The organism is Streptomyces sp. WMMB 714, from assembly GCF_900090125.1.
Taxonomy (GTDB): domain Bacteria; phylum Actinomycetota; class Actinomycetes; order Streptomycetales; family Streptomycetaceae; genus Streptomyces; species Streptomyces daqingensis.
In genome coordinates, this window is the sequence record NZ_FMHJ01000003.1 from 219,525 (window position 1) to 232,105 (window position 12,581).

11 protein-coding genes are annotated in these 12,581 nt (G+C 69.9%); 9 read left to right on the forward strand and 2 right to left on the reverse strand.

What is annotated here, in order from left to right; genetic code table 11:
- Window positions 1-166 precede the first annotated feature (166 nt).
- The 8 genes from H181DRAFT_RS06330 to H181DRAFT_RS06365 all read left to right on the forward strand — a co-directional run bounded on the left by H181DRAFT_RS06330 (window position 167) and on the right by H181DRAFT_RS06365 (window position 10,256).
- Window positions 167-1,180, forward strand: coding sequence for an SGNH/GDSL hydrolase family protein (locus H181DRAFT_RS06330; RefSeq protein ID WP_254666728.1), 1,014 nt, complete (start codon window positions 167-169; stop codon window positions 1,178-1,180).
- Between the two features lie 171 nt (window positions 1,181-1,351).
- Window positions 1,352-2,521: a mandelate racemase/muconate lactonizing enzyme family protein gene (locus H181DRAFT_RS06335; RefSeq protein ID WP_045863242.1), complete on the forward strand. Its 1,170-nt coding sequence runs from the start codon at window positions 1,352-1,354 to the stop codon at window positions 2,519-2,521.
- Entirely contained in the window at window positions 2,518-3,558 is a 1,041-nt protein-coding gene (locus H181DRAFT_RS06340; RefSeq protein WP_045863243.1) for a zinc-dependent alcohol dehydrogenase, read from the forward strand. The genes H181DRAFT_RS06335 and H181DRAFT_RS06340 overlap by 4 nt, the downstream gene beginning before the upstream one ends.
- Before the next feature lie 172 nt (window positions 3,559-3,730).
- Window positions 3,731-4,657 (forward strand): hypothetical protein, encoded by a 927-nt coding sequence (locus H181DRAFT_RS06345; protein WP_045863244.1) that lies wholly within the window; start codon window positions 3,731-3,733, stop codon window positions 4,655-4,657.
- 2 nt (window positions 4,658-4,659) lie between these two features.
- Window positions 4,660-5,829 carry a multiple monosaccharide ABC transporter substrate-binding protein gene (chvE, locus tag H181DRAFT_RS06350; RefSeq protein ID WP_078895537.1) on the forward strand — a complete coding sequence of 390 codons (1,170 nt, stop codon included), beginning with the start codon at window positions 4,660-4,662 and terminating at the stop codon, window positions 5,827-5,829.
- 71 nt (window positions 5,830-5,900) lie between these two features.
- Window positions 5,901-7,637 carry a multiple monosaccharide ABC transporter ATP-binding protein gene (gene mmsA, locus H181DRAFT_RS06355; protein ID WP_175439728.1) on the forward strand — a complete coding sequence of 579 codons (1,737 nt, stop codon included), beginning with the start codon at window positions 5,901-5,903 and terminating at the stop codon, window positions 7,635-7,637.
- An 11-nt stretch (window positions 7,638-7,648) separates the two neighbouring features.
- Window positions 7,649-8,902: a multiple monosaccharide ABC transporter permease gene (gene mmsB, locus H181DRAFT_RS06360; protein ID WP_045863245.1), complete on the forward strand. Its 1,254-nt coding sequence runs from the start codon at window positions 7,649-7,651 to the stop codon at window positions 8,900-8,902.
- A gap of 292 nt (window positions 8,903-9,194) precedes the next feature.
- Window positions 9,195-10,256, forward strand: a complete 1,062-nt coding sequence (locus tag H181DRAFT_RS06365) for an aldose epimerase family protein (protein WP_254666729.1) — start codon at window positions 9,195-9,197, stop codon at window positions 10,254-10,256.
- Window positions 10,257-10,411: 155 nt separating this feature from the next.
- Here the strand turns inward: H181DRAFT_RS06365 and H181DRAFT_RS06370 are convergent, their stop codons facing one another.
- Both H181DRAFT_RS06370 and H181DRAFT_RS06375 read right to left on the reverse strand, forming a co-directional pair.
- Window positions 10,412-10,840, reverse strand: a complete 429-nt coding sequence (locus H181DRAFT_RS06370) for an organic hydroperoxide resistance protein (protein WP_045863247.1) — start codon at window positions 10,838-10,840, stop codon at window positions 10,412-10,414.
- 107 nt (window positions 10,841-10,947) lie between these two features.
- Complete coding sequence (locus tag H181DRAFT_RS06375; RefSeq protein WP_045863248.1) at window positions 10,948-11,976, reverse strand: NADP-dependent oxidoreductase; 1,029 nt, start codon at window positions 11,974-11,976, stop codon at window positions 10,948-10,950.
- 94 nt (window positions 11,977-12,070) lie between these two features.
- On the opposite strand from H181DRAFT_RS06375, the gene H181DRAFT_RS06380 reads away from it, so the two are divergent.
- Window positions 12,071-12,559, forward strand: coding sequence for a MarR family winged helix-turn-helix transcriptional regulator (locus H181DRAFT_RS06380; protein ID WP_045863249.1), 489 nt, complete (start codon window positions 12,071-12,073; stop codon window positions 12,557-12,559).
- The last annotated feature ends 22 nt before the right edge of the window (window positions 12,560-12,581 follow it).

Sequence of the window (12,581 nt, forward strand, 5' to 3'; positions counted from 1 at the left end):
GTGGTTACGAATAGTAAACACCATAGGCGCCAATTCTCCCTGAAAGGGACAGGAAGTGACGCGGTGTAATGTTCAGCTGTCGCTGAACGCGCACTCCGGCCTCCGTCACACTGAGAATCCGGCAGTGGAGCACGGGAGCAAAGCTACCGCGCACCGGGGACGTCCGGTGCCGTACGAACGGGCCCAACAGCGCGAAATCGAGGGGCAGATGCAGATCGGACGCCCGGAGGAAGACCCGGCGGGAGCAGCCGGCACCCGGATAACCCGTCGTGGGCGACTCGCGGTGCTCGCCGCCGCTCTCCTCGCGCTCGTCGGCGGGCTCGTCGCGGCGGTCTCGTTCGGCAGTGGTAGCGGGAGCGATACGGGGCAGCGCTCCCCCGGCTCCGCGCGCCCCTCTCCGTCGCCCACTCCCCCCTGGGACCGGACCCCCGGGTCGATCGCCGCCGTCGGGGACTCCATCACCCAGGGGTTCGACGCCTGCAACCTGCTGGCGGACTGCGCGAAGGCGTCCTGGGTCACCGGCACCGATCCGGCAGTGGAGAGTCTCGCCCAGCGGCTCATCGACGACGCACCCTCGCGCCGCTCCTGGAACTTCGCGGTCAGCGGTTCGGTGATGGCGGACCTGCCCGCACAGATGGAACAGGCCGCGCGGCGGGACCCCGATCTGGTGACGGTGCTCGCGGGTGCGAACGACGCCTGCCGTCCCACACCCGCGCAGATGACGCCCACGGCCGAGTTCCGCGCCGGCTTCCGCGAGGCGCTGGCCACGCTGCGCCGGGCGCACCCCGAGGCGTACGTCTATGTGGCGAGCGTGCCGAACCTCAAGCGGCTGTGGTCCCAGGGACGCGGGGATGCCTGGGGCGAGCAGGTCTGGAAGCTGGGGATCTGCCAGTCCATGCTGCGCGACCCGAGGTCGACGACCGCGGCGGCCGAGCAGCGCCGGCATGATGTCCACGAGCGGGTCATCGCGTACAACGCGGCCCTGAGAGCCGAGTGCGCGAAGATGGCGCGCTGCCGCTACGACGGCGGCGCGGTCTTCGACTACCGGTTCACCAGGACGGAACTCAGCCGCTGGGACTGGTTCCACCCCAGCAAGGCCGGACAGCGCAAGCTCGCGGATCTCGCCTACCGCGGCATCACGGCACGCCGCCCTCCGCAGGCGGATCGGGCGTCGCGCTAACCGCGGCTTTCCCCGCCCGGAGCGGTGGCGCGCCTTCACCGTCCGTCCACGGGTCACACAGAACGGCCCTGGCAGCACCCATTGACGCCGGTCACATGCATCAATACATTCGCATCGGCATTTCGAACGCAGTCCGAAATCTCGAACACCGTATGTGAAGGGCCGTCTGCCGTGCGCATCACCGGAATCAGCACCCACGTCGTCGGAACGCCCTGGCGCAACCTCACCTACGTCCAGGTCCACACCGACGAGGGCCTCACCGGGGTCGGCGAGACGCGGATGCTCGGCCGCACCGACGCACTGGTGGGATACCTGCGCGAGGCGGAGGCCAACCACGTCCGCGGCTCCGATCCGTTCGCCGTCGAGGACCTCGTCCGGCGGATGAAGTACGGCGACTACGGCCGGGCCGGCGAGATCGTCATGTCCGGCATCGCCTGCGTGGAGACGGCCTGCTGGGACATCAAGGGCAAGGCGCTGGGCGTTCCGGTCTGGCAGCTGCTCGGCGGGAGGGTCACGGACCGCGTCAAGGCTTACGCGAACGGCTGGTACACCACGGAACGCACCCCGGAGGCGTACCACAAGGCCGCGCAGGCGGTCGTCGAACGGGGTTACCGGGCCCTGAAGATCGACCCGTTCGGGACGGGACATCTCGAACTGGACGACGAGGAAACGCGGTACGCGGTGTCGCTGATCGAGGCCGTGCGGGACGCGATCGGGCCGGAGACCGAGCTGATGCTGGAGATGCACGGACGCTTCAGCCCCGCCACCGCCGTGCGGCTCGCCCGCGAGATGGCACCGTTCCGCCCCGCGTGGCTGGAGGAGCCGGTGCCGCCGGAGAACCTCAAGGCGCTGGCGAAGGTCGCGGGGAAGGTCGAGCTGCCGGTGGCGACGGGTGAGCGCATCCACGACCGCATCGAGTTCCGCGAACTGTTCGAGTCGCAGGCCGCCGACATCATCCAGCCGGACGTCGGGCACATCGGCGGCATCCTCGAGACGCGCAAGCTCGCCGCCACCGCGGAGACGCACTACACGCTCGTCGCGCCGCACAACGTCGGCGGTCCGGTGCTCACCTCGGCCTCTCTCCAAGTGGCGGGGTGCACACCGAACTTCAAGATCCTCGAGCACTTCAACGACTTCGCGGACGCCGAGATCAAGAAGGTGGTGAAGGGCGCGCCGGAAGTCGTCGACGGCTACTTCAGCCTTCCGGACGCGCCCGGCCTCGGCGTCGAACTGGATACCGACGCGGCAGCCGAATTCCCGCAGCAGCAGGCGCGGTTCGACCTGTGGGCCGAAGGCTGGGAGAAGCGCGACCCGCGGGGCGGCCGGAGCGCGGAGGCATGACGCCCGCTCCGCAGGACATGAGGTCAGTGGTCGTCGACGAGCCCGGTGCGCACCGCCTGGTCACCCTCCCCCGGCCGTCTCCCGGCCCTGGCGAGGTGCGCGTCGCCGTCCACGCGGCAGGGATCTGCGCGAGCGACCGCGAGGTGTACGACGGCACCCGCGCCGAGGGGTACGTGCGCTATCCGGTCACACCTGGTCACGAATGGTCCGGAACGGTCGAGGCTGTCGGAGAGGGCGTCGACCCGCAGCTGACGGGCCGCAGAACTGTGGCGGAGGGGTTCCGTACCTGCATGCGGTGCGCGCGCTGCCGGGAAGGAGCGACCAGCCTGTGCACCGCCGGGTACGACGAGACGGGTTTCACCAGGCCCGGGGCGTTCGCCGACACGGTCGCAGTGCCCGCGAGGCTGCTGCATCTCCTTCCGGACGAGGCCGACTTGAGGGCCGCGGCCCTGCTGGAGCCCGCGGCGGTGGTGGCAGCGGCCGTCCTCGCCGCCGGGCCCCGTCCGGGCGAGCGGATCGCCGTCGTCGGTGCGGGGACGCTGGGGCTGCTCGCGGTACAGCTGCTCGCCGCGTACACGCCCGCCCGGCTGACCGCCGTGGATCCCCGCGCGCAGCGGGCCGGGCAGGCCCTGTCGATGGGTGCGACGGACGCCCGTACGCCGGACGGCGGGGACAGCCGGTGCCCGCCCCCGGACGGCGGCTACGACCTGGTCGTCGAGACGGCGGGCGCGCCGGGCACCGCGCACGACGCGTGCCTGCTCGCGCGGCGCGGCGGGCGCGTCGTACTCACCGGCATGTTCGAGGCCGGCGCGCAGGGCATCGACCCGGTGCATCTGTCCGTGAGCCAGCTGACGATCCGTTCGGTCTTCGGAGCGTCCTCTGCCGCGTGGTCCTTCGCGGTGCGGACGTTCACCGAAGGACTGCTCGATCCCGCGCCGTTGATCACACACGAACTGCCGCTGACGTCGTTCGGCGAAGCCGTCGGGCTTGTCGGCAGCGGCGATCCGGCTGTCGGGAAGGTGCTGCTGCGGCCCTAGAGGTCCGCCGGCCGTGCAGGCCGCCGGACAGACCACTGCGAAGACCACCGCCCGGAACACCGTCCGAGAAACCGACCCACTGTCCGTACCGGAGACGAACCGAACGACCGCGAACCACGGGAGCACTGTGCCCACCGCATCCTTCAGCCCACGACGCCCCGGTGCCGACGCCATGAGCACCGTCGGCATGCGCGGCCCGGCGCCCGAACCCGCCGACGCGTCGCCGCACTCCTTCCCCGACGGCGGCACGTGGCGGACCGAGATCCCCTCCTGCGAAGGCCCGGAGGCGCTGGCCGCGGTGCTGCGGGAGGCCGCGGCACTGGACGTGCCCGTGCACCGCATCAGCCAGGGCAGCGGCGTATGGATGCTGACCGACGCGGAGATCACGGAGATGGTGGACGCGTGCGCGCAGCACGACATCGAGCTGTGCCTGTTCACGGGGCCGCGCGGCACCTGGGACGTCGGAGCGTCCACGCGCACCGACTCCGGGGGCGGCGGCCTGCGGGCCCGGGGACACGACGCCCTCGCCGGCTGCGTCGAGGACGCCCTGCGTGCGGCCGAACTCGGCGTGCGCTGCCTGCTGGTGGCCGACGAGGGGGTCCTCTGGGTGCTGCACCGGCTGAGGGCGGAGGGCACGCTGCCCGCCGACACCACCCTCAAGGTCTCGGCGCTGATCGGGCCGGTGAACCCCGCGTCGTACAGCGTGTTCGAGCGCCTCGGGGCCGACTCGATCAACGTCCCCTCCGACCTGACGCTGCAGCAGCTGACCGAGATACGCCGGGTGAGCGCCGCGCCGATGGACTTCTACCTGGAGGCACCGGACGACCTGGGCGGCTACGTGCGGATGTACGAGGCGGCCGAGCTGATACGGCGAGGCGCGCCCATCTACCTCAAATTCGGCCTCAGCAAGGCTCCGGGCATCTATCCCTACGGAGCACATCTGCGCGGCCTGACCCTCGACTCGGCACGCGAACGGGTCCGGCGGGGACGGCTGGCGCTCGACATGCTCGCGCGGCTCGGTGCTGACGGCGGAATGTCACCGACGGGCTCCCGGCACCCCGGCGAACTCCAGCGATTCCCCCTTCCGGAGAGGAACTGACCATGGGCACCCGCACACCCGTCCACATATCCGCGGTACGGCGACGAGCGCGGTCCGGGCGCGGACCACGCCGGCGGACGGCGCCGCTCGCGGCCGCGGCCGCCGTCGCGCTGCTCGCCGGATCGCTCGCCGCGTGCGGCCAGGAGGCCAAGGGCGGCAGCCGCTACAAGGCCGAGAAGGGCAAGGGCGGCACCGTCGGGCTGGCCATGCCGACCAAGTCCTCCGAACGCTGGATAGCCGACGGCCGGAACATGGCGCGGCAGTTCAAGGCCGCCGGGTACAAGGCGGACCTGCAGTACGGCGACGACAAGGTGGAGAACCAGGTCGCCCAGATCGAGAACATGATCGCCAAGGGGCACAGGCTGCTCGTCGTCGCAGCGATCGACGGTTCGGCGCTGACCGACGTGCTGCGGCGGGCGAAGGAGGCGGACGTCCCCGTCATCTCCTACGACAGGCTGCTGCTGGGGACCGAGAACGTCGACTACTACGCGTCCTTCGACAACGAGCGCGTCGGCGAACTGCAGGGCGGCTACATCGTCGACAAGCTGAAGCTGGACGAGAAGAAGGACGAGAAGTTCAACGTCGAGCTCTTCGCGGGCTCGCCGGACGACAACAACACCAAGTTCTTCTGGGACGGCGCCATGAAGGTGCTCCGTCCGTACATCGAGAAGGGCCGGCTCGTCGTCCGCAGCAAGCAGACGAAGCTGAACCAGACGACCACTCTGCGGTGGGACGGCGGCACGGCGCAGAAGCGCATGGACGACCTGCTGAGCAAGAACTACGGCTCCGAAGAGGTCGACGCGGTGCTCTCCCCCTACGACGGCATCTCGATCGGCATCCTCTCCGCGCTCAAGAGCGCCGGGTACGGCACCGGCGACAAGCCCTATCCGGTCGTCACCGGGCAGGACGCGGAGCTGGCGTCGGTGAAGTCGATCCTGCGCGGCCAGCAGACGCAGACCGTCTACAAGGACACCCGCAAACTCGCCCGGCAGGCGGTGCAGATGGGCGACGCGGTGCTCACCGGCAAGAAGCCGGAGGTCAACGACACCAAGACCTACGACAACGGCAAGAAGGTCGTTCCCGCGTATCTGCTGAAGCCCGTGAGCATCGACAAGTCCAACACGCAGCGGCTGGTCGACGACGGCTACTACACGGCGGGACAGCTCAAGTGACGGCCGCGGCGGAGCAGTTCGAGCAGGGGCCCGGGGCGGACGGGGCGACGGCCGGGCGCCCGGTCCTGGAGATGCGGGGGATCAGCAAGTCCTTCCCCGGCGTGAAGGCGCTCTCCGACGTCAATCTGACTGTGCGCGCGGGCGAGATCCATGCGATCTGCGGTGAGAACGGCGCGGGCAAGTCCACGCTGGTGAAGGTGCTCAGCGGCGTGCATCCGCACGGGAGTTACGAGGGCGAGATCCTCTTCGGGGGCGAGCCCTGCGCGTTCAAGGACATCCGCGCGAGCGAGCAGCGCGGCATCGTCATCATCCACCAGGAGCTCGCCCTGATCCCCTACCTCTCCCTCGCGGAGAACATCTTCCTCGGCAACGAGCACGCCAGGCGCGGCATCATCAGCTGGAGCGAGACGCTGCGCCGCGCCGACGCGCTGCTCAAACGCGTCGGCCTGCCCGACAAGCCGCAGACGCGCATCGCGGACATCGGCGTCGGCAAGCAGCAGCTCGTGGAGATCGCCAAGGCGCTCTCGAAGGAGGTCGAGCTGCTGATCCTCGACGAGCCGACCGCCGCGCTCAACGACGAGGACAGCCGCAAGCTCCTCGAACTGATCGGGGAGCTGCGCGCACAGGGCATCGCCTGCATCGTCATCTCGCACAAGCTGAACGAGATCCGCCAGATCGCGGACTCGGTGACGATCCTGCGCGACGGCCGCACGATCGAGACGCTCAGGGTCCGCGAACGCCCAGGCGACGAACCGGAGATCTCCGAGGACCGCATCATCCGCGGCATGGTGGGCCGCGACCTCGACCAGCGCTTCCCGCCCCGCACGGGATACGAGGGCGAGGACGCCGGTACCGTCGCACTCTCCGTGAGCGACTGGACAGTACGGCACCCCATCGACCATCAGCGCAAGGTCGTGGACGGCGTCTCGCTGCAGGTGCGGCGCGGCGAGATCGTCGGCATCGCCGGTCTGATGGGAGCCGGACGCACCGAGCTGGCGATGAACCTCTTCGGGCGCTCGTACGGGCTGTACGAGCGAGGCACTGTGCGCGTCGACGGCCGGGAAGTGCAGACCCGGACCGTCCCGGAAGCCATCGGCCACGGGATCGCGTACGTCACCGAGGACCGCAAGACGTACGGGCTCAACCTCATCGAGGACATCAACCGCAACATCTCCCTCGCCTCTCTGACAGGGCTCGCACGGCGCGGCGTTGTCGACGAGCACGCCGAGCGGCGGGTCGCCGAGGGATACCTGCGCTCGATGAACATCAAGGCGCCGAACGTCCACGAGCAGGTACAGCGGCTGAGCGGCGGCAACCAGCAGAAAGTCGTCCTCAGCAAGTGGATCCACGCGGATCCCGAGGTGCTCATCCTGGACGAGCCGACGCGGGGCATCGACGTCGGCGCGAAGTACGAGATCTACACGGTCATCGACGGACTCGCGGCGCAGGGCAAAGCGGTCGTCTTCATCTCCTCCGAACTGCCGGAGCTGCTGGGGATGTGCGACCGCATCTACACCATGGCCGCCGGCCGGCTCACCGGCGAGGTCTCCCGCGAGGACGCCACGCAGGAAGTCCTGATGCGGCACATGACCGAAACGCTGGACACCGGCACCGGCACCGGCACCGGCACAGGGACTGCCGTCGGCGGCGATGCCGGTCCCGGTCCCGGTCCCGGTACGACGAACGGCAACACCGGTGCGTCCAGCACCAGTTCGAGCGACACGAGCAGCGAGGACCGCACCGGCACCTCGCCGGGCAGCACGAGCACTTCCGACAGCAGCATCAGCGGCACGAGTGACAAGAGCTGAGGGGCCGAGCCATGACGACACCAACGCAGACCCGTGACCGCTCCGGCGACGGGCCCGGACGGCCGAGCGAACGGCAGGAGCCCGGCAGGTCCCCGGCCGGCGCGCTGCTGCTGGAGACCGTCCGCAACAACATGCGCCAGTACGGGATGCTCGTCGCACTGGCACTCATCGTCGTGCTGTTCCAGATATGGACAGACGGGTCGCTGCTGCTGCCCAACAACGTCTCCAACATCGTCCAGCAGAACAGCTACATCCTGATTCTGGCCATGGGCATGATGATGGTGATCATCGCCGGCCACATCGATCTGTCCGTGGGTTCGCTGGCCGCGTTCGTCGGTGCCGCGGCGGCGGTGATGATGGTCAGGCACGACATGCCGTGGGTGCTGGCGCTCGTCCTGTCGTTGCTGATCGGCGCTGCCGCCGGGGCGTGGCAGGGGTTCTGGATCGCGTACGTGGGGATTCCGTCCTTCATCGTGACGCTCGCCGGGATGCTGCTCTTCCGGGGCGGGACGCAGATCCTCCTGGAGGGGCAGTCCATCGCGCCGTTCCCCCGGGGGTTCCAGGAGATCGCGCAGGGCTTCATACCGGAGATGGGCCCGTACACGCAGTACCACAACCCGACGCTGCTCATCGGCCTCGTGGTCATCGCCTTCGTGCTCTTCCAGGAGTGGCGCGACCGGAGGCGCCAGCTTGCGTACGAGCTGGAGGTGCTGCCCTTCAACCTCTGGCTGCTCAAGTGCGCCGCGATCGTCGCCGCGGTCGTGGCCTTCACCCTGACCCTGGCCAGCTACCACGGTGTGCCGGTCGTGCTGCTCATCATGTGCGTCCTGCTCATCGGACTGGGCTTCGTGATGCGCAACGCCGTCGTGGGACGCCATGTGTACGCGCTGGGCGGCAACAAGGCCGCGGCGAAGCTCTCCGGCGTGAAGGACAAGCGCGTCACGTTCCTGGTCTTCGTCAACATGGGCGTACTGGCCGCGCTCGCGGGGTGCGTGTACGCGGCCCGGCTCAACGCGGGCACCCCGCAGGCGGGCATCAACTTCGAGCTGGAAGCGATCGCCGCGGCGTTCATCGGGGGTGCGTCGATGAGCGGCGGCGTGGGGACCGTGCTGGGCGCGGTGATCGGCGGTCTCGTGCTGGGCGTGCTGAACAACGGCATGTCGCTGGTCGGCATCGGCACCGACTACCAGCAGGTCATCAAGGGGCTGGTGCTGCTCGCCGCGGTCGGCTTCGACGTGTGGAACAAGCGGAAGGTGGGCTCCTAGGCGTGTCGTTCGGACCTAGGGCGTGACGATCTCGCCCTGGCCCGCGGCGAGAGGCGGACACGGCGGCGGGCCGGCGGCACGGGCACGGGCACGGCCCGGGAGCCGCCGGTCCGTCCTTCCGACGTTTCCGAACAGAAGAAGCCGTGAGCCATCATGACCTGTGGCAACGCACATGCCTTCGGCGGTGTGCGGTCCGGCGGGCTCGGCGTTCGGCCACGCGCGTCCGGGACGACCGGCCGCAGGCCGGCCACGCCGCACGCCCGTAACCGGTACGACAGGGAAAGTGGACTGCATGAGGGACCCGCGCAAGGAGGACTTCGGGAAGCTGGAGGACGGAACCGCCGTCGACCGGTGGACTGTCGAGAACGGCGGCGTGCTTCTCCGCGTCCTGTCCTACGGCGGGACCGTGCAGGCTCTGGAAGTGCCCGACCGCCGCGGGGAGCGCGCGAACATCGCGCTCGGCTTCGGCGACCTCGGCTCCTACGTCGCCGCCTCCCCCTACTTCGGCGCGCTCATAGGCCGTTACGGCAACCGTGTCGCGAACGGCAGGTTCACGCTCGACGGCACGGACTACGTCCTCCCCGTCAACGACGGCCCCAACAGCCTGCACGGGGGGAAGAAGGGCTTCGACAAGCGGGTGTGGCGGGTCGAACCGTTTCAGCAGGGCGACGCCTGCGGGCTCACCCTCACCCGTACCAGCGAGAGCGGCGAGGAGGGCTACCCGGGCGAGCTCGCCCTGCGCGTCGACTACACCCTCACCGCACGCGGCGAGTTCCGCGTCGACTACGAGGCGGCCACGGACGCACCGACCGTCGTCAACCTCACGAACCACACGTACTTCAACCTCGCGGGCGAGGGCTCGGGGGACGTCTACGGACACCTGCTGGAGATCGCCGCGTCCTGCTACACCCCGGTCGGCGAGACGCTGATCCCGACCGGGAAGCTCGCCGGAGTGGAGGGCGGGCCCTTCGACTTCCGGCTGGCGAAACCCATCGGGGAGGACCTCCGGGTAGCGGACCAGCAGCTTCTGTACGGGCTGGGTTACGACCACAACTTCGTACTGGACAAGGGCACCACCCCGGACCCCGAACACGCGGTCGCCGTCTCCGATCCGCGGACCGGACGGACGATGCGCATCGCCACGACCGAACCCGGCGTCCAGCTCTACAGCGGCAACCAGCTCGACGGCAGCCTCGCGGGCACCTCCGGCGCCGTCTACCGGCAGGGCGACGGATTCGCGCTGGAGACCCAGCACTTCCCCGACTCGCCCAACCAGCCGGCCTTCCCCTCGACGGTTCTGCGGCCAGGCGAGACGTACCGCAGCACCACTGTCCACGCCTTCGGCACGCACTGACGGCGCCGGGCGCCGGGCCGCATCCGCCGCACCCGCACTGCACCCGCGCTCCGCAGGGAGACGGCGAAGGGCCGCCCCGGCGCCTGTCTCGTGCCGGGACGGCCCTCTCGCTGCGCGACCGCGGCGACGCGGCTGACGCGCGGCCGCGCCTCCGCTCAGACGACGGCCAGGTCGACCTCGATGTTGCCGCGAGTGGCGTTGGAGTACGGGCACACCTGGTGCGCCTTCTCCAGCAGCTCCCTGGCGGTCGCCTCGTCGACGCCCGGTATGCGCGCCTCCAGCGCCACCTTGAGGCCGAAGCCGCCGTTCGCGAGGGCGCCGATGCCGACGCGGGCGGTCACCGTCGAACCGGTGATGTCCGCCTTCTCCTTGCGGGCCACCACGCCCAGGGCGCTCTGGAAGCAGGCGCTGTAGCCCGCGGCGAAGAGCTGCTCCGGGTTGGTGCCCTCGCCGCTTCCGCCCAGCTCCTTGGGCGCGTTGACGACGACGTCGAGCTTGCCGTCGTCGGTGGAGACGCGGCCGTCCCGGCCGTTCTCCGCGGTGGCGACGGCGGTGTACTTGACGTCGACGGACTGGATGGACATGGATTCTCCTGTTCGATGAAACGGTTCGAGCCGGGCCGGCCGGGCACTCCCGGCGGCCGGACGGCAGCCGCCGAACACGAGCGCCCGGCGGCAGTGGTGACGCGTCGTCAGTCGCCGAGGGAGACGATCATCTTGCCGGTGTTCTCGCCCTTGAGCAGGCCGAGGAAGGCGTCGGCGGCGTACTCGACGCCCTCGACCACCGTCTCCCGGTACTGCAGTTCACCGGAGCGGATCCAGGCGGAGACCTCTTCGAAGAACTTCGGCATCAGGTCCGCGTGGTCCATGACGAGCAGGCCCTGCAGGCGCAGCCGCTTGCCGATGACCATCGCGAGGTTGCGGGGTGCGGCCGGCGGCTCCGTCGCGTTGTACTGCGAGATCATCCCGCACACGGCGACACGGCCGTGGACGTTGAGCGCGGAGATGGCGGCTTCGAGGTGGTCGCCGCCGACGTTGTCGAAGTAGACGTCGATGCCGTTGGGCGCCGCCTCCTTCAGCTGACTCGCGACGGGGCCGGACTTGTAGTTGAAGGCCGTGTCGAATCCGTACTCCTCCGTGAGGAGGCGGACCTTCTCGTCCGAACCGGCGCTGCCGATCACGCGCGAAGCGCCCTTGAGCCTGGCGATCTGACCGACCTCGCTGCCCACGGCCCCGGCGGCCCCGGACACGAAGACGGCGTCGCCCTTCCGGAAGGACGCCACCTCCAGCAGCCCCGCGTACGCCGTGAGCCCCGGCATGCCCAGCACGCCGAGGTAGCTGCTCAGCGGCGCCAGTTCGGGGGAGATCTTGGTCGCGTACCGCGCCTTGAGCGTCGCCAACTCCCGCCAGCCGAGGTCGTGCAGGACGTGGTCGCCCGGCGCGAAGCCCTCCGCCTCGGAGGCCACGACGATGCCGACGGCGCCGCCCGTCATGGGCTCGTCGAGCTGGAAGGGCGGGACGTAGGACTTCACGTCGTTCATCCGCCCGCGCATGTACGGATCGACGGACAGGTGGAGGTTCCGCACGAGGATCTCGCCTTCCGCGGGGGCCGCCACCGGGCCTTCCCGCAGCGCGAAGTTCTCCGGGACCGGAAAGCCCTCCGGCCGGGAGACCAGGTGCCATTCGCGGCCGGTCGTGGGGAGGTCTTCGGGCGAACTCATGGTGTGGGCCTCTCAGACGGCAAGTGCTTCAGGTACTGAAACAATAGTGGTCCTTGATATTTCATGTTGTCAAGCAAAGCGCTAGACTCGGCCCATGGCGACCCGCTCCTCCACCGGCCCCACCCGGGGTACCCGCGAACCGGCACCCGACCCCGATCCCGTGACCCGGGAGGTGGTCGACCTGATCGGCACGGTCGTCGCCCGCTACCACGCCGAGTACGAACTCGCCGCCGCCGACCACTCGTTGACCGGCGCCCAGGCCCGCGTACTGGCGCTGCTGGCGCGGGAGCCGTCCCCGATGCGGAAGGTCGCGCGCAAGCTCAAGTGCGAGCCGTCGAACGTGACGGGGATCGTGGACCGCCTGGAGTCACGCGGCCTCGTGGAACGCCGGGCCGACCCCGCGGACCGGCGGGTGAAGCTGGCAGCGGCGACGGACGAGGGTGCCGAGACCGCGTCGCGGCTGCGTGCGGCGCTCGGCTTCGCGCGAGAGCCGCTGGCGGGGCTGACGCCCGACGAACGGACAGTCCTGCGCGACCTGTTGCAGCGCATGCTCGGCGAGGAGCCGCCGGAAGGCGAGAAGTGACGGCGAGCGGCCGCGAGGCACG

What these genes read in the sequence shown, in the direction of transcription:
- H181DRAFT_RS06340 (WP_045863243.1), top strand. Translation starts at nt 2,518, where the DNA reads ATGACGCCCGCTCCGCAGGACATGAGGTCAGTGGTCGTCGACGAGCCC.
- H181DRAFT_RS06345 (WP_045863244.1), top strand. Translation starts at nt 3,731, where the DNA reads ATGAGCACCGTCGGCATGCGCGGCCCGGCGCCCGAACCCGCCGACGCG.
- chvE (WP_078895537.1), top strand. Translation starts at nt 4,660, where the DNA reads ATGGGCACCCGCACACCCGTCCACATATCCGCGGTACGGCGACGAGCG.
- mmsA (WP_175439728.1), top strand. Translation starts at nt 5,901, where the DNA reads ATGCGGGGGATCAGCAAGTCCTTCCCCGGCGTGAAGGCGCTCTCCGAC.
- mmsB (WP_045863245.1), top strand. Translation starts at nt 7,649, where the DNA reads ATGACGACACCAACGCAGACCCGTGACCGCTCCGGCGACGGGCCCGGA.
- H181DRAFT_RS06365 (WP_254666729.1), top strand. Translation starts at nt 9,195, where the DNA reads ATGAGGGACCCGCGCAAGGAGGACTTCGGGAAGCTGGAGGACGGAACC.
- H181DRAFT_RS06370 (WP_045863247.1), bottom strand. Translation starts at nt 10,840, where the DNA reads ATGTCCATCCAGTCCGTCGACGTCAAGTACACCGCCGTCGCCACCGCG.
- H181DRAFT_RS06375 (WP_045863248.1), bottom strand. Translation starts at nt 11,976, where the DNA reads ATGAGTTCGCCCGAAGACCTCCCCACGACCGGCCGCGAATGGCACCTG.
- H181DRAFT_RS06380 (WP_045863249.1), top strand. Translation starts at nt 12,071, where the DNA reads ATGGCGACCCGCTCCTCCACCGGCCCCACCCGGGGTACCCGCGAACCG.